Below are 23,268 nucleotides of genomic sequence, written 5' to 3' on the forward strand. Positions count from 1 at the left end.
AGATCGGATCCGCGATCCAGTATCCTGCGGCGATGAATCCGTTCCTGCACCGGCTACGCGCCCGGCTCTGGGACCTCGAGACGGCGGCGCGTCATCCCCGTCCGCTGATTGTCGCGGGGCGCTATGTCTTCGTCCTCGTCCGCGACCTGATGGAGGGCCAGCTCAGCCTGCGCGCGATGAGTCTGGTCTACACCACGCTGCTGTCGATCGTGCCGCTGCTGGCGCTGGCCTTTTCGGTGCTCAAGGCTCTGGGCGCCCATAACGCCCTGGAGCCGGTGCTGCTGGAATTCCTGCGCCCGCTCGGCGAACAGGCCGCGACGCTGACGCAGAACATCATCGGTTTCGTCGAGAACATCCGCGTCGGGGTGCTCGGCTCGCTCGGCGTGGCGCTGCTCTTTTACGCGGCCTTGTCACTGATCCAGAAGGTCGAGGCGGCATTCAATTACATCTGGCGCATCGAGCGGCCGCGGCCGCTGTCGCAGCGCCTGGGCGAATACTTCGCGGTGCTGACCGTGGGCCCGGTTGCGGTATTCGCTGCGCTGGGCGCCACCGCGACCCTCCTCAACAGCCAGGCGCTAGCCTGGATCGCCTCGACCGAGCCTTTCGGCCTGCTGCTCTTCATCGTCACACGGCTGTTGCCCTATGCCCTGATCGTCGGTGTTTTTACGTTCGTGTACAGCTTCATCCCCAACACGCGGGTGCATTTGCGCGCCGCGGCCTGGGGCGGGCTGCTCGCCGGGGTGCTCTGGCAGAGCGGCAGTGCCTTGTTCGCGTCGTTCGTCGCCTCGGCGACGAATTACAACGCGATTTATTCCAGCTTTGCGATCCTGATCTTTCTGCTGATCTGGCTGCACCTCGGCTGGCTGATCCTGCTGCTGGGCTGTCAGCTCGCGTTCTATATCCAGCATCCCGAGCATCTCAAACCGCGGCGCACCCCGGCGAGTCTGTCCGGACGCGAAACGGAATACCTGGCGCTGGCCATCATGGGCCTGGTCGGGCGTCGCTTCATTGCGGGAGAAGCCGGTTACACCCAGGAAGAGCTGGCGCGCGCGCTGAACGCGGAACCCGAGCACGTCGCGCGGGTCGTCGAGATCCTGCTCTTCCACGGCTTGCTGATCGAAGCCGGCAGCGACCGCACCCAGCTCATCCCGGGCATCGATCTGGATTCCATCGAATTGTCGCGGCTGTGGCGCCTGGCCCGCGCCGGCGCCGCGGCGCTGCCGTCGCCCCGCCCGGCGTCGCTGGGCGCGGACATCATCGCACTGATCGACACCGCCGAGCAGGCCTTCGCACAGCAGACTGCACACCTGACGGTACGGCAATGGCTCGCCCGTTCATCGTCGCCCCCCGCCACCACCGCGGAGCAGCGGACATGACCCACGTCTGGGCAGTGCACGCAAGCGCCATTGCAAACAAGCCCAAAGCGCGGCGCACTCCTGCGCCGGCCCGGTAAAACGCGCTTTTCAGCTCGTCTCGGGCAGGGTGATGTTCATTTCCAGCACTTCCAGTCCGGCCTCGCGCTGCACGTGGATGTGCACGGCGCTGTCCGGCACCTGGACGTATTTGCGGACGACCAGCAGCAGCTCCTCGCGCAGCTTCGGCAGATAGGCCGGACCGTTGGTACGCCCTTCGCGCTGATGGGCGACGACGACCTTGAGCCGCTCCTTGGCGATCGACGCGGTGTTCTTCGGCTCGGAGCGGAAAAATTTCAGCCAGTCCATCGCGGGCCTCCTTAGGTGCCGAACAGCCGGCCGAGCAATCCCTTCTTCTCCGGCGCGATGAAGCGATGCTCGCGCGGCTCGCCGAGGAAGCGGGCCACCAGATCCTCATAAGCGCGGCCGGCGTCGCTGTCCTTGTTGGCGATCACCGGGACACCGGCGTTCGACGAGCTGAGCACGGCCGGCGACTCCGGAATCACACCGAGCAGCGGAATCGCGAGGATCTCGCGCACGTCATCGACGGACAGCATCTCGCCCTTTTGCACGCGCGCCGGGTTGTAGCGCGTCAGCACGAGGTGTTCCTTGACCCGGCCATTGCCGGTCTCGGCACGGCGGGTCTTGCTCGCCAGCAAACCGAGCACGCGGTCGGAATCGCGCACCGACGACACTTCCGGATTGGTCACGACCAGCGCCTCGTCGGCGTAGTACATGGCCAGATGCGCCCCTTTCTCGATGCCGGCCGGCGAGTCGCAGACGATGTAATCGAAATCCTTGGCCAGCTCATCGAGCACGCGGCCGACGCCGTCGGCGGTGAGGGCGTCCTTGTCGCGCGTCTGGCTCGCCGCGAGGATGAACAGGTTGTCGTGCTGCTTGTCCTTGATCAGCGCCTGGCGCAGCGTCGCTTCGCCATGGATGACGTTGACGAAATCGAACACGACGCGGCGCTCGCAGCCCATGATCAAGTCGAGGTTGCGCAAACCGACATCGAAATCGATGACCGCGGTCTTGTGCCCGCGCATGGCAAGGCCGGTGGCGAACGATGCGCTGGTCGTGGTCTTGCCCACACCGCCCTTGCCGGATGTGACGACGATGATCTTTGCCAAGGCTCTACTCCCACACGAAGCGGCTTCGCCGCAGCGAAGTCCCATCCACACCACCCCGACGGCTGTTCATCCGTCCAGGCCCTCGATCCTGAGTTTCCCGTCGGCCAGACGCACTTGCGCCGGCTTGCCGCGCCAATCGCTCTGCATCTGCTCGGCGACGGCATACACCCCGGCCACCGCGACCAGCTCGGCCTCGAACCGCCGGCAGAAGATACGCGCCTGCGCATCGCCCCGCGCCCCGGCGAGGGCACGGCCGCGCAACGCGCCATAGACGTGCACACAGCCGTCGGCGACGACCTCCGCCCCGGCACTGACCGCGCTTAGGACGACGAGATCGCCTTCGGCGGCATAAATCTGCTGACCCGAGCGGACCGGCTCGGTCACGATCCGGGTCGGGCGACGCGCCGCCGGCGCGCCCGCGGGCTCCACGGTTCCGGCACTGCGGCCCGTCCGCCCGGGCCCGTCGGGGGCGAGCACTGCCAAACCCCATTGGCGCGCACTGGCGGCGAGCACGCCGTCGGTGACGCCCAGCGGCTGCATGCCCACTTCGCGCATCGCGGCGAGCACGGCACCGAGATCCACGGCCATCTCCGCCTCCAGCACCACGGGCATGCCTTGGGCCGCCCGCGGCATTTGCCGGGCAAAATCCTGGAGCTGCGCGGTGATGGCGGCGAGGTCGGGGTCGAGGATGCGCGCACGCGTCAAGGACAGCATGCGGCCTTTGAATTCGAGCGCTTTCTTCGGCGTCATGTCGGCAAACCGGTTGATCCATTCTACAACATCTCGTGGTCGAAAACCGCCGGAACACAACCTGTAGGGGGATGAACTCCCGGCTCCGCTGCACCGCAGCACGCGGATCCACCTGTTGCCGGGCCACTCGCTCGGGGCATGCGCCTTGTGCCGCCGCAACCGTGCATGGTAAGACTGCCCACCCCTTTCCCCCTTGGCAGGCTTTGACGCATGCGCGAGCGCACGATCGAATTTTTCTGGGATTCCGCCAGCCCCTACACCTATCTCGCCGCCACGCAGATCGAAACGCTCGCCGCGCGCCACGGCGCCGCGGTGGTCTGGAAACCCTTTCTGCTCGGCAAGGCTTTCGAGGCCACCGGCAATCGCCCACCGGCGACGATCCCGGCCAAGGGCAAGTATCTGTTCCAGGATCTCCAGCTATGGGCCCGGTACTATGGCGTGCCATTGCGCTTTCCCTCGGTGTTCCCGGTGGCGAGCCTGACCTCGCTGCGTATCGCCTGCGCGCTGCCGGACGCCGATGTCGGCGTCTGGGCGCGCGCGGTCATGACCGCCTACTGGACGCGCGACCAGGACATCGGCCAGCCGGAGGTGCTCAAGAACGTGATCGGCGAGCTGGGCTGGGATGCGGATGCCCTGCTCGCACGCGCCCAGGATCCGGCGGTGAAGGACAAACTCAGGGCGAATACCGACGAGGCCATCGCCCGTGGGGTATTCGGCGCACCGACCTTCTTCATCGGCCACCACATGTTCTGGGGCAACGACCGCTTCGTGCTGATGGAAGCGGTGCTCGCCGGGCGGCTCGGATGAGGCCTTGCGCCTGATCCTCGCGCGTAGCGCGGCGCCATGGGAGACGGTCTGATACGACCGAGCCGCTCCGAGTTCGTCCGCATCCGCGGGCTGCGCTATCACGTGCGCCGTTGGGGTGACCCGGCAAAGCCGATGCTGATCCTGGGGCACGGCTGGCTCGACGTATCGGCGACCTTCCACGATCTGGTCCAGCCCTTGCTCGAACGCTATCAGGTGCTCGCGCCGGACTGGCGCGGGTTCGGGCACACGCAATGGCCACGCGACGGTTACTGGTTTCCCGACTATGTCGCGGACCTCGACGCCCTGCTCGCCCACTACGCGCCGGCATCGCCGGTGGTGCTGGTCGGCCACAGCATGGGCGCGCAGATCATGAGTCTGTACGCCGGCCTGCGTCCCGAGCGCGTGCACCGCCTGGTGTGCCTCGACGGGTTGTTTCTGCCGGACACGGACGCCGAGCGCGCCGCCCGCCGTTACCGCGAATGGCTCGACCGCTGGCCGGGTGCCGCGGCGACGCGCTTCTACCCCTCCTTCGATGCGCTGGCGCAGCGGATCCGCGTGCAACACCCGCAGCTCACGCCCGAACGCGCGCACTTCATCGCCCGTTGCTGGGGCGCCGAAGACGGCTACGGACGCATCCGTCTGCTCGCCGACCCCAAACACCGCCTGCCCTCGCCAGTCCCCTACCGCGCCGCCGAATCGATGGCGATCTGGTCGCGCATCACCGCCCCAACCCTGTTCATCGATGCCGGCGCCGGCTCGCTGTCGCGCCTGCTCTCGCCCGAGGAGCAGGCGCGGCGGCGCGCCTGTTTTGCCGTGCACCGCGCCATACGTATCGACGGCGCGGGGCACATGCTGCACTTCGACGCACCCCACGCCACCGGCACCGCCATCGCCGCATTTCTCGCCACCGCATAACCCCCCATCCGGGGTGATGGCAAACCGATGGCGACAAAGCCTAGAATTCAGTCTTTGATGTCGGCCACGGTCATGGACTGACCAGCGTCCTGGCCATGGCGAGATCGCGGGGGCACACAAGGGGGGAGGGTGTTCGACGGGTCATCATCACCGCGCATGTCCCGCGCGGATTATCTGTCGCGCCTGCGCAGGCGTGGCCTGGATCAGGCTGCGTCCAAATCACGCGACGTCCACACGCTCTCCACACCGACGATCCAGGCACTCGAGCGTATCGCCAAGAGCTCGGGGCCTTTACTGCACCTGCCGGACGAGGTCGAGACGGAGTACCGCCTCGAATGGCGCATTGCCGCCAACCATATCCGCGTGATGCTCTGCATCCTGCCCATGTCCGTGGCCAGCATCCTGGTCGTGTTCGGAGAGACGCTACTTGGCATGCCCGAGCCGCTGGCGCAATCGATGCGCCTGGGCTTTTTCGCGATCGCCCTGCCGTTCGCCTTGATTCCCGCGGCGATCGGCTGGCTGTGGCCGCACAGTCCGGCTGCCGGCGCCCTGCTCGCGGTATCGGGGCTCGTCTCGCTCGTCTGGATGAACGTGTTGCTCGCCCAGGGCGCCGCCCTCGGATACCCAATCCACCACGCGCTGCTGCCGTGCATACCGGCGGGCTTGGTGCTGCTCAGTGGTTTCCGCTTCGTCCCTGTATTGGGTCTGATCGGCGGCTATCTCGCAGTCGACCAACTTGCGATGCAATATCTGGGCACACCCCCCCGCACACCGACACAGTGGGTCGGCGAAATCACCCTGCTCGCAATCCTCGCCGCAGCCGCGCTGTGGATGGAAACCACCCGGCGGCGCAGTTGGGCCGCGCTGCGGCTGCTGCAACTGCAGGCGCATCAAGACCCGCTGACCGGTTTGCGCAACCGCCGCTCGTTCGAACAGCATTACGACGTGGTTGCCGCGCAAGCGCGGCGTGACGGCAAACGCCTGCTGTTTGCGCTCGCCGATCTCGATCATTTCAAGAAAATCAACGACCGCTACGGCCACGATTACGGTGACGGCGCGCTCAGCGAGGTCGCCGTCGTGCTCAGCCAGTTCAGTCGCCGGCCACTCGATGCCGTGGCCCGGCTCGGCGGCGAGGAATTCGCCCTGCTGCTCTACGACTGCGATCCGGCCGGCGCACAAGCGCGGCTGGATGCCTTGGTCGATCAGGTGCGTGCGCTGGGCATCGACAACGAGGAGGCGCCCTTGGGCGTGCTGACGATCAGCGTCGGCGGCGTGATCTCCGACGGCAGCCTGCCGATGTCCGAGCTCTACCACAGCGCCGATCAGCACCTGTACGCGGTCAAGCACCGCGGCCGCAACGGCGCCCGCCTCGGTCCGATCATCTCCGGCTGAAAACGACTTTCTGCGATAATCGCCGGGCTTTTGGCCAAAGGCCCGCGATGAACGACCGCTCGCTTTCCGATTATCTTGCCGCCACGATCCCCTGGACCTCGTCCGCCGGAACCGGACCGGTGCTGCGCGGCCGGCGCACGGCCCTGCGCACGCCGATGCTGCATTTTTTGCACGGCAACGGATTCTGCGGCGGCGTCTATTGGCCGTTTCTGCGGCATTTCATCGGCGATTACGGCCTGTTCTGTCACGACCTCGAGGGCCATGGCGGTAGCGACGCCCCGGCACGCTATTCCGGCACGGCCGCCATCATCGCGCGCGTGCCGCTGGTGATCGCCGATCAGCGGTTGCCGCAGCCGCTGGTCGGTATCGGACACAGCTTTGGCGCGGCGGTGACCCTGGCCGTGGCCGCCCGTCATCCCGGTTTGTTCCGGGCGCTGGTCTTGCTCGATCCGATCCTGCTGCCGCCGCGCGACTGGCTGGCCGTGAAACTGGCGTCGTGGCTGCGCCGCAACCCGATGGCCGAGAGCGCACGCCGCCGGCGCGAGCGCTGGAGCTCGCGCGCACAGGCGCTCGAACACCTGCGCGACCGCGGCATCTACCGCAACTGGCGCAGCGAGGCGCTGGAAGCCTTCGTCGATCACGCCACGCGCGATGACGGCAGCGGCGCACGCGCGCTGTGCTGTCCGCGCGACCTCGAGGCCGCGATCTTCGAAAACCCGGTCTACCCCTGGCGGCTGCCGCCGGTGCCGTGCCCGATCCTCTTCGTCCACGGCGAACACAGTTATCCGTTTTTCCCCGCTGCGGCACGCAGAATGATGCATCGGCATCCGCACATCACCTTGCGCACCCTGCCCGGCGGTCACTGCTTCATGCAGGAAGATCCGGACACGGCCGCCGACACCGTCAGCCGATTCCTGCGCGCGTTGTAGGCCACGCACGCGCTGATGATGCGCGCACGCCAGTGCGCGTTCTGTCATCGCCCACCACGCGAGTATCGGCATGCGCCGACATCCATCGCCGAAATGAACGTGCTATCGTTGCGCGCCCTCGCGGGCGCGCTCCCCCGCGCAAGCCCATCCTTCCCGTAACGTAACAAGACGAAGACGCCATGCATCGCGCACTCCGATATGTGTCGTGCCTGCTCGCCGCTGCCGCATGGACCGGCAGTTTTTCAGCCCACGCCCTCAGCTTCGAACTCGACGACGACGGACAGTGGTCCGGCGTGCTCAATACGACGATGACGCTGGGCGTGGGTTGGCGCATGCAGGATCGCGCCGCCGATCTCGTCGGCAAGGCCAATCTCGACCCCGAGGTCTGTTCCCGGCAGTACCAGTCCTGCCAGGGCTTGTTCCGGCAGCAGAGCTATCCGGCGGCGCATCTGTTCGCCGCGCGCGGCGCGCCGTCGATGCGCATCGACGACGGCAATCTCAACTACGACAGGGGCGATATCTTCCAGGCGCCGTTCAAGGTCACGCAGGACCTGACCATCACGCACGGTGACTTCGGTTTTTTTGCGAAGTGGCTGTACTTCTACGACTTCGTCAACAACGATTTCACCGAGACGCATCCGAACCTGATCACGCCGGACAATGTCGATGAAGTCGGTTTTGTGAATGACCCGATCGCCAACCGCTACTGGAAGAACGGCATCCGCACCTATGGCCCGGGCGGTTATGTCCGCAAAAAGCGCAGCGATGGGGAAGTCCTGCGCCAGGCCGGCACCGACCTGCAGCTCCTCGACGCCAACATCTACGGCCGCGTACCGTTCTTCGGCGAACGCGAGCTCAGCTTCAAGATCGGCCGGCAGACGGTGAACTGGGGTGAATCGACGCTGCTCGTCATCAACAGCGTCAACCAGGCCAATCCGGTGAACGCCAACAACCTGCTGCGCATCGGCTTCCAGGTCGAGGAAGTGTTCACGCCAGTGAGCATGGTGTTCCTCAGCACCGAACCGTTCTACGGCGCCACGATCGAGGCTTTCTATCAGTACGAATGGGAGCCGGTGGAATCCCCGACCCCGGGCACGTATTTCGGATTCGTCGATCTGGGCACGAACAACATCGGCCACAGCGTCAACCTGAGCTTCGGCACCAGCGCCGACGATCCGGACCGCGCTTTTGTCGGCGCCACTTCGGCCGAGCAGATCGGTTATCTCGACAACCCGCTGACGTTGATCACGCCGACCTCGGGCACGCTGCGGCGCCTCAAAGACTGGGAACCCAGCGACCAGGGTCAGTTCGGCATCGCATTCAAAGTACTACGCCGAAGAACTCAATAACGGCACCGAGTTCGGCCTGTACTTCATGAACTATCACTCCAAGCTGCCGTACGTCAGCTTTTTTGCCGCACAGCAGGGGTGTGGCCGCAACGCGCGCAACACCTCCGAGTTCCTGCGTGACTGCCCGAATCTGCCGGTGGCGGCGAACATGGATGCCAGAAACCAGCTGCTCGCCGACGTCACTGCGCTGATTCTCGCCAATCCCACTGCACTGCCGGGGCTGATCAGCGACTTCGGTACCAGCCTCCCGGGCATCATCAACCTGCTCGCCGGCGGCAATCCGAATGCGCCGCATTCCAACGCGATCCAGCTCGATGGCCCGATGCTGGTGTTCGAGTATCCGGAGAACATCCGGATGTTCGGCGTCAGCTTCAACACCACGGTCGGTGAGTATTCGATCCAGGGCGAGGTCGCGTACCGCCCGGATGCGCCGCTGCAGGTGGCCATCACCGACCTGGCCTTCGCCGCGCTGGGGCCGACACTGACGCGCTGCCATGATCCGAACATGAACTGCGCCGGTTCGTCGATCGGCGGCGGCTTCGACGAAAACGGCAACCGCGTCACCTACGGCAGCAGCGATTTCGTCGATGCAAACGGCAACAACCCGTATCCGGACACGATCAACCTGCTCGTCGGCCACGTCCCGGGGTCGGCGCGCTCGTTCCCGAGCTTCGTCATCCCCTACCGCGGCGGCATCGTCGGCGAGAACCCCGCGACCGATCTCAGCCGACCGCTCGACCGCCACAATCCGGGCTACATCCGCGGGTACGAGCCCTTCGACACCTACCAGTTTAACTTCGGCTTCACGCGCGTCTACGGCGCCACCGACCAGCCCTTCGGCGCGGACCAGATCCAGTTCGTCGGTGAATTCGGCGCCACCTGGGTGCCGGACCTGCCGCCGCTGGACCGGCTGCAGATCGAGTCTCCCGGCGTGTTCTATCACGCCAGCGCCGGTGCCGATGGCTCCGGCGCCGACGGCTCGCGCCAGGCCTGCTCGACGAATCCGAGCTGCTCGGTCGGCCCCGACGGCCTACGCTTCAATCCTCATCAGGCCGACCTCGACAACTTCGTCGACAAATTCTCCTGGGGCTACCGCCTGATCGCCATCGTCAAGTATGAAGGTGTCTGGGGACCGATCAGCATGCAGCCGTTCATCGTCTGGGCCCACGACGTCAAGGGCACCGCTCCCGGCCCCGGCGAGAACTTCGTCGAGGACCGCAAGCAAGTGCAGGTCAATCTGGAAACGCGCTACCGCAGCGCTCTGTCGCTGACGCTCGGTTACGGCTGGTGGTTCGGCGGCGGGGAGACCAATCTCTACCGCGACCGCGATTTTGCCCAGGCCTTCGTCAAATATCAGTTCTAAGGCCGGTCAACCGGCGAAAAGCCCCCGTGCTCACGGGGGCTTTTCGTGGGTGGCCGCGAGCCATCGCCGAACCCGGCCGGAGGATCAGGGCGCACGCGCAGGCACCGGGCGCGACGCGCGCACGACGAGGGCCAGCAGATACGGCGCCACCCAGGGCCGCCAGCGCTGGGCGCGGATCTCTGGCTGCTCCGGCAGCAGGCGCACGTTTATCGCCGACGGGCGCTTGCGCAACTCGGCCGGCAGGCTGCCGACGGGAATACGGACGTTCAGGTACTTGCCGTCGGCGGTGAGCTGGACGGCGAAAGGCAAGGTGTCTGCGGTCATGGGCGGCTCCGTGTGTGGAACGCGGGAGGCATTGTCCGCAGACACGGGCTCAAAACCCGAGCCTTGGACCGCCCTCACGGCGCTTGTGCCTCAACCGCGCAGCGAACAGAAAAATCCGGATCGCCGGGGCGTCGCGCCCTTCAAGCACCGGGCTTGCGGTAACGTGCGGCGGCCCGCTCGAGGCGTTCGGCGACCGCGTCGCGCAAGACGGCGGGGGCCATGACCTCGACCTCCGGCCCATAGCGCAGGATGTCGAGAATCAGCTCGTCGTCGCGATGATACGGCACGGACAGCTCGTAGCTGCCATCGGCCCGCCACACACCCTGCTGCTGCGGATGCCACTGCTCGGCGGCGACCCAGCGGGCCCGCGCCGGCGCGAAGCGCAGCACGGCAGTCGCCGTCGGCGCACCGGCGAAGATGCCGTAAGACCCGCCCAGCTCCCGATCGAGGCAGGCTTCGTCGATGTCCCGCGCCGGATCGTCGAGCAGTTCGGCGCCGCGGATGCAGTCGAGCGCGAACGTGCGCAAACCATCCGCCCGGTGACACCAGGCGTCGAGATACCAGTTGTCGCGGTAATGGACGAGGCGCTGCGGTGAAATCTCGCGCTCGCTGATCCGGGCATTCGAGCGCGCCTCGTAGCGGATGCGCAGGCACCGCCGCTGCAGCACCGCGGCGGCGACGGTCGCGAAATGCTGACCCGGCGCACGGGCGGCGAGCCGCAACAGGCGGATGCGGCCGGCGTTGTCGGCGGACAGGCCCTGGGATTTCAGAATCTGGTCGATGCGCGCCCTCATCGGCGCGAGCGCCTCGTCGAGCAACCCCGGCTGGAAGGTGGCGAGCAGCTGCTGCAGCGTCAGCAGGCTCTGCAACTCCTCGGCGGAAAACCAGAAACCCGGCAGCTCGTAGGCGGCGTCGGTATAACGGTAGCCGCGCGGATCGCGCGTGGTTTCGATCGGGGCACCGAGCACGTCGCGGGTGTAGGCGAGCACGCGCCTGGCGGTCGCGCGCGAGCATTCGAGCTCGTCCATCACGCGGGCAAACGGTACCGGATAACGCGCCGTCTTGAGCAAACGGTGCAATCTGTAGACGTGTTCGAAGGATTTCATGGCCGAGCTAGGCTAACCCAGGTCGGACCCCGTCTCACTACGAGCGAACCGGCAAGACATGGGCGGCACGCTGCATGCACCGTGGTCGGCCTGCCCGATCGCTCCTTCGGAAAACCGCGATCGCATCTGCAAAGAACAAGGCCCCGCAAGCCGGGGCCTTGTGATGACAAAGTCGCACATCCGGCGGCTGGGGCCGCACACGGACCCCAGCCGTCGGCTGGCATGGGGACCGCCGCTTAGAAATCACCCATCCCGGCAGCCGGTGCCGCGGGCGCTTCCTCTTTCTTGGGCAGCTCGGCGACCATCGCCTCGGTGGTGAGCAGCAGACCGGCGACGGAAGCCGCGTTCTGCAGCGCCAGACGGGTGACTTTGGCCGGGTCGATGATACCGGCCTCGATCATGTCGACGAACTCGCCAGTGCCGGCGTTGTAGCCGATGGAGCCCTTGGACTCCTTGACCTTGTTGACGATGACCGAGGGCTCCTCGCCCGCGTTCTTGACGATCTGGCGCAGCGGCTCTTCGATCGCGCGCTTGAGGATGTTCACGCCCACCTGCTGGTCGTCGGTCGGGGCCTTGAAGTTCTCCAGCGCCTTCTGCGCGCGGATCAGCGCGGTACCGCCACCGGCGACGATGCCTTCCTCGACGGCCGCACGGGTCGCGTGCAGGGCGTCCTCGACGCGCGCTTTCTTCTCCTTCATCGCGACCTCGGTCGCAGCACCGACCTTGATCACGGCGACACCGCCGGAGAGCTTGGCCAGGCGCTCCTGCAGCTTCTCGCGATCGTAATCCGAGGTGGCGTCCTCGATCTGCTTCTTGATCTCGGCGATGCGCGCCTTGATCTTGTCGGCCTTGCCGGCGCCGTCGATGATCGTGGTGTTCTCCTTGTCGATCTGCACCTTCTTGGCGGTGCCCAGATCATTGATGGAGACCTTCTCCAGCGACAAGCCGAGCTCCTCGGAAATGACCTGACCGCCGGTGAGGATGGCGATGTCCTTGAGCATTTCCTTGCGGCGATCGCCGAAGCCCGGCGCCTTGACGGCGGCAACCTTGAGGATGCCGCGCAGGTTGTTGACCACGAGGGTGGCCAGCGCCTCGCCTTCGACGTCCTCGGCGATGATCAGCAACGGCTTGCCTTGCTTGGCCACGGCCTCGAGCACCGGCAGCATCTCGCGGATGTTGGAGATCTTCTTCTCGGTGATCAGGATCAGCGGATTCTCCAGCTCGCACTGCTGCGACTGGGCGTTGTTGATGAAGTATGGCGACAGATAGCCGCGGTCGAACTGCATGCCCTCGACGACTTCGAGCTCGTCCTGCAGGCCCGAGCCGTCCTCGACGGTGATCACGCCTTCCTTGCCGACCTTGTCCATCGCCTCGGCGATGCGCTCACCGATCGACTCGTCGTTGTTGGCCGACACCGTGCCGACCTGGGCGATCGCCTTGCGGTCCTTGCACGGCTTGGACATCTTCTTGAGCTCGGCGACGACGACTTCGACGGCCTTGTCGATACCGCGCTTGATCTCCATCGGGTCGATGCCGGCGGCGACCGACTTCAGGCCCTCATTGACGATGGCCTGGGCGAGCACGGTCGCGGTCGTGGTGCCGTCGCCGGCCTCGTCGGAGGTCTTGCTCGCGACCTCCTTGACCAGCTGCGCACCCATGTTCTCGAACTTGTCCTTGAGCTCGATCTCCTTGGCGACGGAGACGCCGTCCTTGGTCACCGTCGGGGCGCCGAAGGACTTGTCGAGCACGACGTTACGACCCTTGGGGCCGAGCGTCACCTTGACGGCATTCGCCAGTATGTTGACGCCGGCAACCATCCGGCTGCGGGCATCATCACCAAAACGAACTTCTTTCGCTGCCATTGTTAAATCCTCATTTGAGTAGCGTATTGCGTCGTTCCCATCACTGCGGGAACCCAAGCGTCTTGCGCCGGCGCAAGCGAGCGCTCACCACCGGCGGGGCGTCGATCACTTCTTCTCGAAAATCGCCATGATGTCGTCTTCGCGCATGACGAGGATGTCCTCGCCCTCGACCTTGACCTCGGAACCCGAGTACTTGCCGAAGAGGACGATGTCACCCTTCTTCACGTCCATGGGGATGATCTTGCCGTCGTCGGTCTTCTTGCCGGGCCCCACGGCCAACACCTCACCCCGGACCGGCTTTTCGGCCGCATTGTCCGGGATGATGATGCCGCCGGCGGACTTCTTCTCTTCCTCGATACGCTTGACGATCACCCGATCGTGCAGGGGGCGCAGGTTCATATGAATCTCCCGATGGTTCAGTGACTTGAAGTTCCAGCACGAATGCCCCCGGCCCTTGGGGGCCGGTTGTTAGCACTCGCAATGAAAGGCTGCTAATTGTTGGGGACGGGCTTTGCGCTTTCAAGGGGCGTCGATCGATGACCCACCCCTGCCGCGCCCATCCACCCGGGCGCAACCCTCGCCCGACCCGGACCACCCCTGCGCAGGAAACAGACCGGGCGCTGCACCCGGCCGGTGTCCGCCCGACGGCGATCCGCCCGGGTCAGGCAATTCCCGTCCGGCCGGATAGTAAAATCAGCCCAGACTGGCGCCTTGCGCCTTTGCACCCATGCCCAAAATCGCCCAGACCGATACGCTGGATCCCGTCGACCGTCTCATCGCGCGACTGTACCGCTGTGCCCTGTCGGTCCCCGCGCAGGATTTTCGCGCCTGGGCGCTGGAACAACTCAAGGCCGTGATCCCCCACGACGGCGCTTTGTGGGGGTCGGGGGTGACCACGCGCTGGAAATTTCACACGGTGACGGTCACCGGCCTGCCGCCGGAGTTCCCGCACGTGCTCGAGGCCACCACGCGGATCAATCCGATCATCCCGCGCATTCTGCAGAACCTGGACACGCCGGTGGACATGGCCAGCGTGCTGTCGGACGACGAATTCTTCGACTCCGAGATCTACCACCGCGCCTTCGAGCCCTATGGCATCACCCGCATCCTCTCCACCGGCCATCTGGACCGCCGCTCGGGGCTCTACTCGCTGGTCACGCTGTACCGCAAGAACCGTGAGCAGCCGTTCACCGAGGCCGACAAGGCGCGCCAGAAGCGCCTGACCTACCATCTGTTCAATGCCGCCTCGCACGCGTTCTTCCTGCATCTGGCCAAGACGCACGCCGAGCGTCCGCCGGGGGCGGGCGCCGCCGTCGTCGATTCCACCGGCACCTTCCACGAAGCCACGGTGCGTTTTCTCGATCTGCTCGAAGAGCGCTTTCCCTCGCGCCGGCCCGACACCCTGCCCATACCGATCCCCGAGCCGGGCCAGGTGATCCCGTTCCAGGATTTGATGATCCGCTGCGAGCCGCTGGGGGATTTGTCGTTGCTGACGGTGTGGCCGGCCGGACCGCTGGACCGGCTGACCGCCCGGGAACGCGAGATCGTCACCTGCGTCGCGCAGGGTTTGTCGTTCAAGCAGGCGGCGAAGAAGATCGGCGTCGCCCCCTCGACCGTGGCCAATCATCTGTACCGGGTCTATCGCAAACTCGGGGTCTGCAGCCGCACCGAGCTCGCGACCCTGGTGCATCCCCAGAACCGGGTCTGACGCCGGATCCTGGACGTCGCACGGCACTTCTCGCCCCAATCTGACTCCGATCTCATGCGATGAACGATGCCTCGCTGACCACCACCGCGCGCTGGCAGGTGCACTGGCAGCGCTGGAAGCATCTGGTCGCCGTGGCCAGTTTCGCGCTCGGCGTGGCGAGCTTTCTGCTGTTCGAACGCGGGGAGAGGGTCGCGCAGGCCTTGGTCATCCTGCTGCCGCTGTCCTGGCTGCTCGCACTGCTGGAGCCGCAATTGCGCCGCTGGCTCGAGTACCGCCAGCGCACGCTGCCGGTATCGCCGCTGCTGCTCGGTTACGTCGCGCAGGCACTGCACCAGGAGTCCCTGTTCTTCACGCTGCCATTTTTCTTTGCGACGACGGCCTGGTCGTCGCCCCAGCTCGCATTCACCGCGCTGATGTCGGTGCTCGCGCTGCTGTCGATCATCGACCCGCTGTACTACCGCCACGTCGTCCCGCGCCGGGCCGCCCTGTGGGCTTTCCATGCGCTCGCCGGCTCGATCACCGTGCTCACCGCAGCGCCGATGCTCTGGCACCTGACCACGACCGAGGCCTTGTGGCTGGCACTGGCCTGCCTTGGCCTGATCAGCATCCCGGCCTGGCACGCGGGTCTGCCGGCGAGGCTGCCGCTGCGCGGCCTGTGGGCCATCGCGCTGGCGATGGCGCTTGCGGCATTGGGCTGGCAGCTACGCGTCGCGATTCCGCCGGCCACCCTCTGGGTCACCCAGATGACGGTGACGCACACGGTCGATGTCGCTGCCAAATCGCCCGGGCAGGGCTTCGCCATCATCGATGCCGCGACGCTGCGTGCGCAGGGCGCCTATGCCTGGAGCAGCATCCACGCGCCACGGGGTCTGCGTGAAACGGTGCGGCACGAGTGGTTTCACGAGGGCCGGCGGGTCGATGTCATCGACCTGCAGATCCACGGCGGGCGAGAAGACGGTTATCGGGCCTGGTCCCACAAAACCGCGTTTCCATCCGATCCGCGCGGACATTGGCAGGTGCGCGTCGTCACCCAGAGCGGACAGCTGATCGGACAAACCGGCTTTACCGTGCGCTAAAGCCCCGCACGCCCACACCAACCGCCAGCGGGCAACAGGCCACCTGCTAGACTCGCGCATCATGCGCACCATCGACGTCCACGAGCTGCAACGGCGCCTGGCCCGGGGCGATACGCTGCTGCTCGACGTGCGCACCGACGAGGAGCGCCGCATCGCGGCGATCCCGGGTGCCGTGCACATCCCGCTGCAGGAATTGCCGCAGCGCCTGGGGGAACTCGATCCTTCCCGGCCGATCGCCGTCTTATGTCACCACGGCGTGCGCTCGGCGCTGGCCGCGCGTTTGCTGGAACAACGGGGATTCGCGGATGTCTGCAACGTCGACGGCGGCATCGATGCGTGGTCGGCGCATATCGATCCCGCGGTGCCCCGCTACTGAAAAACCGTACTGCCACACGATCATCGAGGAGCGCCATGCATCTTCTCCGAGGGAGTCTGCTCGCCGCCATACTGGTGCTGCCCGGATGGGGCCAGGCGCACGACCTCATGCGCGTCTACGATCTCGCCCTGCGCAACGATGCGAGCCTGCGCGCCGCGCGCCACGCGCGCGACGCCGCGTTGGAGGCTCACCCACAGGCGCGCGCGGCCCTATTGCCCCAGCTCACCGGCGCCTACAGCTATGGCTATGCCGACACCGACGGCACTTACCAGTTCAACGAACCCCGTCTGGATCCGAACACCGGTGAACTGATCTCGCGGGAGGCCTTCCATTTCGACGGCACCGATCGCGGGCTGTCGATCACGCTGAATCAGCCGTTGTTCGATCTGGCGAGCTGGCGGCGCCTGCAGCAGGCCGCAAGTCAGGTGGCGCTCGCCCACGTGAACTATCGCAACGCCGAGCAAGACCTGATCCTGCGCGTCGCCCAGGCCTATTTCGGCGTGCTCGGCGCCCGCGACAACCTGCGCTCGGCGCAGGCCGAAAAAGCCGCCGTCGAACGCCAGCTCGAACAGGCGCGCAGGCGTTTCGAAGTCGGACTGTCGGCAATCACCGATGTGCAGGAAGCGCAGGCGCGCTATGACCTGACCGTGGCCACCGAGCTGGAAGCGCAGCAGCGCCTCGCCGCCGCCCAGGAGGCCCTTGCCGAGATCACCCAGCAAAAGCCGGACGAGACCGCCGCGTTACGCGAGGACATCCCATTGCCTGCGCCCGAACCGGATGACGTCGAGCGCTGGGTGGCCTTTGCGCTGGACGGCAATCTCGAACTGCTGGCTGCACGGCTCGATTACGACATCGCCGCCCGCGGTGTGCAGGTGGCCCGTGCCGGCCATCTGCCGACGCTGGGGCTGCGCGGCACCTACGAAGACGGCGATTCTGAATCGCGTAGCGTGCCGACCAATAGCGAGGGTACCTCGGTCGCGCTCAATCTCAGCGTGCCTTTGTTCTCTGGCGGCGCCACGCAGTCGGGCGTACGTCAAGCCATCGCCACACGCGAGCAACGTCGGGCCCAGCAAGAGGGGACGGCGCGCCGCATCGAGCGCACCACCCGCGATGCCTACCAGGCCGTGATCACCGGCGCGGCGCGCGTCAGGGCGTTCAAGCAAGCCGTGATCTCGAACACGACCGCACTCGAAGCCAGTGAGGCCGGGCTCGAGGTCGGCACCCGCACTGCCGTCGACGTGCTCAATACACAGCAGCAGCTCTACGGCGCGCAGCGCAATTACCTGCAATCCCGCTATGACTATCTACTCGCCGTCTTGCGCCTGAAGGCCGTGGCCGGGCAACTGACCGCGGCCGACCTCGCCGAGATCGACCGCTTGCTGACCACCGGCCAGACCTCTTGATCGGCGTGCTCATGGCCGCGCCAGCACGTGCAATACCGTCAGCGCACCCGTTGCGCACACGGCGATGACCAGCGCCATCGGGAGCGGGGTCCCATCGTGGAAGTGGCCGACCGCCGCACCGGCGACGGCAGCCACGGCGAATTGCAACGTTCCCATCAGCGCCGAGGCGAGTCCGGCGCGGTCGCCGAGCGGCGCCATCGCCGCAGCCGTCGCATTGGGAAAATTGAACCCGAGACTGCCGATGCAGAAAAACAACGGCAGCGCCACACCCCAGAGCCCGCCCCAGCCGGTGGCGGCGGTCAGAACCAGCAACCATGCACAAGCGGCGAATGCCGCAAGGGCGCCGCGAACGATGCGCTCGGCTTTATAACGGCGGAGCAACAGACCGTTGAGTTGCGAAGCCGCGACCAGGCCGGCGGCATTGGCGCCGAAAAACCACCCGAAGTGATCCGGTGCGATACCGAAAACCTCGATAAAGACGAAAGCCGCGCCCGAGATATAGGCGAACATACCGGCCGAGCCGATGCCCGCCGCGAGCGCATATCCCATGAAGTGCCGGTGCCGGAGCAGGCCGGCGTAGCCCCGGATCACCGCGCCCATCCGGATCGGCGGCGCACGCTGCGCAAGCGTCTCCGGCAACGTACGGGCCGCAACCAGGCAGATCACCCCGAACAAGGTCAGGGCGAGGAAGATCGCCTGCCAGCCAGCGAACCGCAGAATCTGACCGCCGGCGAGCGGAGCCAGAATCGGCGCCACGCCCATGACCAACACCATCGACGAGACGATGCGTGCCATCTGCTGCGGCTCGAAACGGTCGCGCACCATCGCCCGGCTGATGACGATGCCGGCGCAGCCACCGACGGCCTGTACGAAACGCATCGCGATGAGCACCTCGATCGTCGGCGCCAGTGCACAGGCCAGCGACGCGAAGGTGTACAGCGCAAGCCCCGCGAGCAGTGGGATGCGCCGGCCATGACGGTCCGCGAGTGGCCCATAGACGAGCTGGCCCAGCGCCAGGCCGAGGAAATAAGCCGACAGCGTGAGCTGCACCTCGCTCGTATCGGCTCCGAAGTATGCCTGCAACCCCGGCAGGCTCGGCAGATACATGTCGATGGTCATCGGCCCGATCGCGACGATCGTGCCGAGGATCAGCACCCAGCGACGCTGCGCGGCGCTATCCACGTTTGCGGCGCGCCTCACGCCTCTGGCCGCATCTGCGGAAAGAGCAGGACATCGCGGATGCTCGGCGCATCGGTGAGGAACATCACCAAGCGGTCGATGCCGACACCGACGCCAGCGGTCGGCGGCAGGCCGTATTCGAGCGCGCGGATGTAATCGGCGTCGAACAGCATGGCCTCATCGTCGCCGGCCTGCTTGGCCGCCACCTGGGCCCGGAACCGCGCGGCCTGATCGTCCGGATCATTGAGCTCGGAAAAACCGTTGGCGATCTCGCGGCCGGCGATGAACAGCTCGAAACGGTCGGTGACGGTGGGATCGGCGTCGTTGGCTCGCGCCAGCGGTGAGACCTCGGTCGGGAATTCGGTGATGAAGGTCGGATCGAGCAGCGTCGTCTCGACGGTCTTTTCGAAAATCTCGGTCAGCAGCTTGCCGACGCCATAGGCGGGTTTGACGTCACCACCGACGCGTTTGGCATAAGCCGCGAGCCGCTCGCGGTCAACCAGCGCCGATGCGTCGAGATCCGGGTTGTGGCGCAGCACCGCCTCTTTCATCGTCCAGCGGTTGAACGGCTTTTCCAGATCGTAGGTCCGGCCCTGGTAGCGGATCACGGCAGAACCATGCACGGCGATCGCAACATCGCGGATCAGGGTTTCGACCAGATCCATCGCCTCACGGTAATCGGCGTAGGCCTGGTAGAACTCCAGCATCGTGAACTCGGGGTTGTGTCGCGTCGACAAGCCCTCGTTGCGGAAGTTGCGGTTGATTTCGTAAACCTTCTCGAAGCCGCCGACGACCAGGCGCTTGAGATACAGCTCGGGGGCGATGCGCAGATAGAAATCGCGGTCGAGCGCGTTGTAATGCGTGACGAACGGACGCGCCGTAGCCCCCCCTGCAATGGGTTGCAACATCGGCGTCTCGACCTCGATGAACCCGAGCGCATCGAGGAAATTGCGGATGAAGCGCACGGTCTTGCCGCGTTTCTCGAATGTCGTCCTGACCTCTGGATTGACGATCAAATCCAGATAACGCTGGCGGTAACGCACCTCGGTGTCGGTGAGGCCGGCCCATTTCTCGGGCAGCGGCCGCAGGTTCTTCACCAGCAAGCGCAGTTCCGAGACCTTGACCGAGAGCTCACCGGTCTTGGTCTTGAACACGGTGCCACGCACTCCGAGCAGGTCACCGACGTCGGCGTGCTTGAACGTTTCGTACTGCGCATCGCCCACGACATTGAGCTGGACGAAAAGCTGGATGCGCCCGGACATGTCCTGGAGCTGGCCGAAGCTGGCCTTGCCCATGACACGCTTGGCCATCAGCCGCCCGGCGAGCGCAAACACCGTCGTTTCGGCTTCCAGGGAAGCGGCATCGCGACTGCCATAGGTACCGATCAGATACTCAGCGAGCGTGTCGCGGCGAAAATCGTTTGGGAAAGCCTGCCCCTGCGCGCGCAACCGGTCGAGCTTCTCGCGCCGCGTCGCGATCAAGTGGTTTTCATCCGGCGGCGTCTGGGCGTGGTCGGTCATGTGTTCCTCGTGCGGCGTCGGGCCAAAAACGGTAACGCCCGTGGCGTCTGCCGGTCAGAGCCCCTGCTTGAGGCTCGCTTCGATGAATGGATCGAGATAGCCATCGAGCACTTTCTGGGTATCGGCGATCTCGACACCCGTGCGCAAATCCTTGATGCGCGACTGGTCGAGCACGTAAGAGCGGATCTGGCTGCCCCATTCGATGTCGGCCTTGGATTCTTCCAGAGCCTGCTTCTGGGCGTTGCGCTTCTGCATCTCGATTTCGTAGAGCCGCGCCTTGAGCATTTTCATCGCGCGGTCGCGGTTGGCGTGCTGGCTGCGCTCGGTCTGGCAGGCGACGACGATACCCGACGGCACGTGCTTGATGCGGATCGCCGACTCGGTCTTGTTCACGTGCTGGCCGCCGGCGCCGCTGGAGCGGTAAGTCGTGACCTCCAGATCCGCCGGATTGATTTCGATCTCGACGTCGTCATCGACCTCCGGTGAGACAAAGACACCGCAGAACGAGGTGTGGCGGCGGTTGCCGGAATCAAACGGCGACTTGCGCACCAGACGATGAACGCCGGTCTCGGTGCGCAGCCAGCCGTAGGCGTAGTCTCCCTGGACGTAAATCGTCGCCGACTTGATGCCGGCGACCTCGCCGTCCGAGCGCTCCAGGAGCTCGACCTTGAAACCCTTGGCATCGGCCCAGCGCATGTACATGCGCAGCAGCATCTCGGCCCAGTCCTGGGCTTCGGTGCCGCCGGCACCGGCCTGGATGTCGAGATAGGCATTGGCGGCATCGAGTTCGCCACTGAACATGCGCTTGAACTCGAGCTCGTCGGCAAGCCGGCCGAGCTGGTGCAGATCACGCGCGATCTCATCGAGGGTGGCGGCGTCGTGTTCGGCCTCGGCGAGTTCGAGCAGCTCGAGCGCCTCCTTCAGGCTGGCGTCAGCGCGTTCCAGGGGCCGCACGACATCCTCGAGCCGCGCACGCTCGCGGCCCAGGTTCTGGGCATACTCGGGTTTGCTCCAGACATCGGCACGTTCCAGCTCGGCATTGACCTCGATGAGCCGGTCGCGCTTGTTGTCGTAGTCAAAGATAGCCCCGCAGCGCGTCGAAACGCGCTCGCAGGGCCGTCACCTCATTGCGGATCTGCTGGGCTTCCATGGCGGTCGGATGGCGCAGGGCCGCGCATTATACCGACCCCTGCGTGCACCACAGCATCCCGCGTCAACGAGACTCGACACGGACGCAAGGGCCGCTGCTATAGTTAGCGGGTCGAGCGTCCTGCGAAGGGCAGATCCAAGGAGAGAAACTGATGAAACGACGTTTGGGGCTGTTCACGTTCCTGTTGACCTTGGCGGTCGCCCAGCCCGCACTGGCCCAGGATGAATACAGCGAATCGGCGGACGATTCCGGCGCCGAGGCGACAGCCGAGCCGGCGCTCTCCGGACGGCCGTACTACGTCTCGCCGATGTTTTCTTTTAGCCGCGTGGACAAAGACCGCGGCACCGACGATGGCATCGGCGGCATCATCTCGATCGGCAAGAAGGTCACCAGCGGCATGACGCTGGAGCTGACCGGCTTTTTCTCGCAGATGGATCCGGAATCCGGCGCGGGGGACACCGTCGATTTCAAGGGTGTCGGCGTGGGGGCGATGATCTTCCCGTCCACCAGCAGCCCGAATTTCTATGGCGTGCTCGCGCTGATGTACGGCGCCGCCGACCATCACCCGGGGCTGATCCCGAATTACCGCTCGACGGTGTTCGACGTCGGCGCGGGCTATCTGTACCCGCTCACGCAGCGCATCCTGCTGCGCGGCGAGGCGCGTTACCGCACCGACCAGCACGATCGCAACGAGGCCGGCGTCAACCCCGGCAGCAGCGCGTTCAGCGACGGCCTGCTCAACCTCGGCCTGCTGTTGCCGCTGGGCGTCGTCGCCGATGCCCAGCCTCAGAGTGCGGAAGTGGTCACCACCAATACCGGCGATGCCGACAATGACGGCGTGACGGACGATCTCGACCGCTGCCCGGACACGCCGGCCGGCGCCATCGTCGATGAAAACGGCTGTGAGCGGGATTCCGACGGCGACGGCGTCGTCGATCGTCTCGACCAGTGCCCGGACACGCCGGCCGGCACGCAGGTCGGCGAGAACGGCTGCCCGCTCGATTCCGACGGCGACGGCGTACTCGACGCCGAGGATGAGTGCCCGAACACCCCGGCCGGGGCCAAGGTGCTCGCCAACGGCTGCGCCCTGGTCGGCGACTGCCGCAAGCCGCGTGCCGGCGAGCAGGTCGATGAAAACGGCTGCGCGGTCGAGCAGAAATTCATCCTGCGCGGCGTCAAGTTCGAGTTCGACTCGGACCGTCTGACACCGCAGGCGATGGAAATCCTCAACGAAGTCGCCGCCACGCTGCAGGCCTATCCGGATGTCCAGGTCGAACTCGAAGGCCACACCGACTCGATCGGCACCGATGCCTACAACCTGGGTCTGTCGGAGCGTCGCGCCAACGCGGTGAAGACCTATCTGGTCGGCCGCGGCATCGAGGCCAGCCGCATGACCCCGGTCGGCTATGGCGAGAGCCGGCCGATCGCGACCAATGACACCGAGGAGGGGCGCGAGGAAAACCGCCGCGTCGAACTCAAGGTCATCGAGGACTGACCCCCCACGGCCGCAATACGAA

At 65.9% G+C, this 23,268-nt stretch carries 22 protein-coding genes; 12 read left to right on the forward strand and 10 right to left on the reverse strand.

The window, feature by feature from the left end; all coding sequences use genetic code 11:
- Positions 1-32: 32 nt before the first annotated feature.
- Entirely contained in the window at positions 33-1,376 is a 1,344-nt protein-coding gene (locus tag BMZ48_RS07095) for a YihY/virulence factor BrkB family protein (protein WP_091533337.1), read from the forward strand.
- 87 nt (positions 1,377-1,463) lie between these two features.
- Here BMZ48_RS07095 and minE read toward each other — a convergent pair whose 3' ends face one another.
- The 3 genes from minE to minC all read right to left on the reverse strand — a co-directional run bounded on the left by minE (position 1,464) and on the right by minC (position 3,292).
- Positions 1,464-1,721 (reverse strand): cell division topological specificity factor MinE, encoded by a 258-nt coding sequence (gene minE, locus BMZ48_RS07100; RefSeq protein WP_091533340.1) that lies wholly within the window; start codon positions 1,719-1,721, stop codon positions 1,464-1,466.
- An 11-nt stretch (positions 1,722-1,732) separates the two neighbouring features.
- Entirely contained in the window at positions 1,733-2,542 is an 810-nt protein-coding gene (gene minD, locus BMZ48_RS07105) for a septum site-determining protein MinD (RefSeq protein WP_091533342.1), read from the reverse strand.
- A 66-nt stretch (positions 2,543-2,608) separates the two neighbouring features.
- On the reverse strand, positions 2,609-3,292 hold the full coding sequence (gene minC, locus BMZ48_RS07110) for a septum site-determining protein MinC (RefSeq protein ID WP_091533344.1): 684 nt from the start codon (positions 3,290-3,292) through the stop codon (positions 2,609-2,611).
- Between the two features lie 210 nt (positions 3,293-3,502).
- Between minC and BMZ48_RS07115 the strand changes: the two genes are divergently transcribed.
- The 6 genes from BMZ48_RS07115 to BMZ48_RS13295 all read left to right on the forward strand — a co-directional run bounded on the left by BMZ48_RS07115 (position 3,503) and on the right by BMZ48_RS13295 (position 10,047).
- On the forward strand, positions 3,503-4,099 hold the full coding sequence (locus BMZ48_RS07115) for a 2-hydroxychromene-2-carboxylate isomerase (protein WP_091533346.1): 597 nt from the start codon (positions 3,503-3,505) through the stop codon (positions 4,097-4,099).
- Positions 4,100-4,135: 36 nt separating this feature from the next.
- Positions 4,136-5,014 (forward strand): alpha/beta fold hydrolase, encoded by an 879-nt coding sequence (locus tag BMZ48_RS07120; protein ID WP_091533348.1) that lies wholly within the window; start codon positions 4,136-4,138, stop codon positions 5,012-5,014.
- A gap of 156 nt (positions 5,015-5,170) precedes the next feature.
- Complete coding sequence (locus tag BMZ48_RS07125; protein WP_091533351.1) at positions 5,171-6,406, forward strand: GGDEF domain-containing protein; 1,236 nt, start codon at positions 5,171-5,173, stop codon at positions 6,404-6,406.
- Positions 6,407-6,453: 47 nt separating this feature from the next.
- Positions 6,454-7,335 carry an alpha/beta fold hydrolase gene (locus BMZ48_RS07130; RefSeq protein WP_091533352.1) on the forward strand — a complete coding sequence of 294 codons (882 nt, stop codon included), beginning with the start codon at positions 6,454-6,456 and terminating at the stop codon, positions 7,333-7,335.
- A gap of 179 nt (positions 7,336-7,514) precedes the next feature.
- Positions 7,515-8,684: a DUF1302 domain-containing protein gene (locus BMZ48_RS13290; protein ID WP_268762369.1), complete on the forward strand. Its 1,170-nt coding sequence runs from the start codon at positions 7,515-7,517 to the stop codon at positions 8,682-8,684.
- 25 nt (positions 8,685-8,709) lie between these two features.
- Complete coding sequence (locus BMZ48_RS13295) at positions 8,710-10,047, forward strand: DUF1302 family protein (protein ID WP_268762370.1); 1,338 nt, start codon at positions 8,710-8,712, stop codon at positions 10,045-10,047.
- Between the two features lie 84 nt (positions 10,048-10,131).
- Here the strand turns inward: BMZ48_RS13295 and BMZ48_RS07140 are convergent, their stop codons facing one another.
- From BMZ48_RS07140 to groES, 4 genes are all read right to left on the reverse strand, one after another.
- The gene (locus tag BMZ48_RS07140) at positions 10,132-10,371 is read right to left on the reverse strand and encodes a hypothetical protein (RefSeq protein WP_091533354.1); all 240 of its coding nucleotides are present in this window, start codon (positions 10,369-10,371) and stop codon (positions 10,132-10,134) included.
- 140 nt (positions 10,372-10,511) lie between these two features.
- Entirely contained in the window at positions 10,512-11,477 is a 966-nt protein-coding gene (locus BMZ48_RS07145) for a helix-turn-helix transcriptional regulator (RefSeq protein ID WP_091533356.1), read from the reverse strand.
- Positions 11,478-11,713: 236 nt separating this feature from the next.
- Positions 11,714-13,339, reverse strand: a complete 1,626-nt coding sequence (gene groL / locus BMZ48_RS07150; protein WP_091533358.1) for a chaperonin GroEL — start codon at positions 13,337-13,339, stop codon at positions 11,714-11,716.
- Positions 13,340-13,444: 105 nt separating this feature from the next.
- A complete protein-coding gene (gene groES / locus BMZ48_RS07155) occupies positions 13,445-13,738 on the reverse strand; it encodes a co-chaperone GroES (RefSeq protein WP_091533360.1) in 294 nt (97 codons plus the stop codon).
- Between the two features lie 328 nt (positions 13,739-14,066).
- On the opposite strand from groES, the gene BMZ48_RS07160 reads away from it, so the two are divergent.
- The 4 genes from BMZ48_RS07160 to BMZ48_RS07175 all read left to right on the forward strand — a co-directional run bounded on the left by BMZ48_RS07160 (position 14,067) and on the right by BMZ48_RS07175 (position 17,902).
- Entirely contained in the window at positions 14,067-15,047 is a 981-nt protein-coding gene (locus tag BMZ48_RS07160) for a helix-turn-helix transcriptional regulator (RefSeq protein ID WP_091533362.1), read from the forward strand.
- A gap of 59 nt (positions 15,048-15,106) precedes the next feature.
- Entirely contained in the window at positions 15,107-16,123 is a 1,017-nt protein-coding gene (locus tag BMZ48_RS07165) for a DUF5924 family protein (protein ID WP_091533364.1), read from the forward strand.
- Positions 16,124-16,184: 61 nt separating this feature from the next.
- Positions 16,185-16,499 carry a rhodanese-like domain-containing protein gene (locus BMZ48_RS07170; protein ID WP_091533366.1) on the forward strand — a complete coding sequence of 105 codons (315 nt, stop codon included), beginning with the start codon at positions 16,185-16,187 and terminating at the stop codon, positions 16,497-16,499.
- Between the two features lie 35 nt (positions 16,500-16,534).
- Entirely contained in the window at positions 16,535-17,902 is a 1,368-nt protein-coding gene (locus tag BMZ48_RS07175; RefSeq protein WP_091533367.1) for a TolC family outer membrane protein, read from the forward strand.
- A 9-nt stretch (positions 17,903-17,911) separates the two neighbouring features.
- Here BMZ48_RS07175 and BMZ48_RS07180 read toward each other — a convergent pair whose 3' ends face one another.
- The 3 genes from BMZ48_RS07180 to prfB all read right to left on the reverse strand — a co-directional run bounded on the left by BMZ48_RS07180 (position 17,912) and on the right by prfB (position 21,751).
- Entirely contained in the window at positions 17,912-19,102 is a 1,191-nt protein-coding gene (locus tag BMZ48_RS07180) for a Bcr/CflA family multidrug efflux MFS transporter (protein WP_200769553.1), read from the reverse strand.
- Entirely contained in the window at positions 19,099-20,601 is a 1,503-nt protein-coding gene (gene lysS, locus BMZ48_RS07185) for a lysine--tRNA ligase (RefSeq protein ID WP_091533370.1), read from the reverse strand. Before lysS ends, BMZ48_RS07180 begins: the two co-directional genes overlap by 4 nt.
- Before the next feature lie 54 nt (positions 20,602-20,655).
- Positions 20,656-21,751 (reverse strand): peptide chain release factor 2 gene (gene prfB / locus BMZ48_RS07190; RefSeq protein ID WP_143383650.1). Its coding sequence is split into 2 segments (ribosomal slippage): positions 20,656-21,678 and positions 21,680-21,751, totalling 1,095 coding nucleotides; the frame shifts between segments, so codons are not numbered across the junction.
- A gap of 151 nt (positions 21,752-21,902) precedes the next feature.
- Between prfB and BMZ48_RS07195 the strand changes: the two genes are divergently transcribed.
- Positions 21,903-23,246, forward strand: coding sequence for an OmpA family protein (locus tag BMZ48_RS07195; protein WP_200769554.1), 1,344 nt, complete (start codon positions 21,903-21,905; stop codon positions 23,244-23,246).
- Positions 23,247-23,268: the final 22 nt, after the last annotated feature.

Origin of the sequence: Fontimonas thermophila, from assembly GCF_900113085.1 — a bacterium.
In the GTDB taxonomy this organism is placed as follows: domain Bacteria; phylum Pseudomonadota; class Gammaproteobacteria; order Nevskiales; family Nevskiaceae; genus Solimonas; species Solimonas thermophila.

Coding starts and splice junctions, on each gene's coding strand:
- BMZ48_RS13295 (WP_268762370.1), top strand. CDS start 8,710: ATGAACTATCACTCCAAGCTGCCGTACGTCAGCTTTTTTGCCGCACAG.
- BMZ48_RS07175 (WP_091533367.1), top strand. CDS start 16,535: ATGCATCTTCTCCGAGGGAGTCTGCTCGCCGCCATACTGGTGCTGCCC.
- BMZ48_RS13290 (WP_268762369.1), top strand. CDS start 7,515: ATGCATCGCGCACTCCGATATGTGTCGTGCCTGCTCGCCGCTGCCGCA.
- groES (WP_091533360.1), bottom strand. CDS start 13,738: ATGAACCTGCGCCCCCTGCACGATCGGGTGATCGTCAAGCGTATCGAG.
- BMZ48_RS07115 (WP_091533346.1), top strand. CDS start 3,503: ATGCGCGAGCGCACGATCGAATTTTTCTGGGATTCCGCCAGCCCCTAC.
- BMZ48_RS07140 (WP_091533354.1), bottom strand. CDS start 10,371: ATGACCGCAGACACCTTGCCTTTCGCCGTCCAGCTCACCGCCGACGGC.
- BMZ48_RS07145 (WP_091533356.1), bottom strand. CDS start 11,477: ATGAAATCCTTCGAACACGTCTACAGATTGCACCGTTTGCTCAAGACG.
- groL (WP_091533358.1), bottom strand. CDS start 13,339: ATGGCAGCGAAAGAAGTTCGTTTTGGTGATGATGCCCGCAGCCGGATG.
- BMZ48_RS07120 (WP_091533348.1), top strand. CDS start 4,136: ATGGGAGACGGTCTGATACGACCGAGCCGCTCCGAGTTCGTCCGCATC.
- minE (WP_091533340.1), bottom strand. CDS start 1,721: ATGGACTGGCTGAAATTTTTCCGCTCCGAGCCGAAGAACACCGCGTCG.
- BMZ48_RS07130 (WP_091533352.1), top strand. CDS start 6,454: ATGAACGACCGCTCGCTTTCCGATTATCTTGCCGCCACGATCCCCTGG.
- BMZ48_RS07165 (WP_091533364.1), top strand. CDS start 15,107: ATGAACGATGCCTCGCTGACCACCACCGCGCGCTGGCAGGTGCACTGG.
- BMZ48_RS07195 (WP_200769554.1), top strand. CDS start 21,903: ATGAAACGACGTTTGGGGCTGTTCACGTTCCTGTTGACCTTGGCGGTC.
- BMZ48_RS07095 (WP_091533337.1), top strand. CDS start 33: ATGAATCCGTTCCTGCACCGGCTACGCGCCCGGCTCTGGGACCTCGAG.
- minC (WP_091533344.1), bottom strand. CDS start 3,292: ATGACGCCGAAGAAAGCGCTCGAATTCAAAGGCCGCATGCTGTCCTTG.
- BMZ48_RS07170 (WP_091533366.1), top strand. CDS start 16,185: ATGCGCACCATCGACGTCCACGAGCTGCAACGGCGCCTGGCCCGGGGC.
- BMZ48_RS07125 (WP_091533351.1), top strand. CDS start 5,171: ATGTCCCGCGCGGATTATCTGTCGCGCCTGCGCAGGCGTGGCCTGGAT.
- lysS (WP_091533370.1), bottom strand. CDS start 20,601: ATGACCGACCACGCCCAGACGCCGCCGGATGAAAACCACTTGATCGCG.
- BMZ48_RS07160 (WP_091533362.1), top strand. CDS start 14,067: ATGCCCAAAATCGCCCAGACCGATACGCTGGATCCCGTCGACCGTCTC.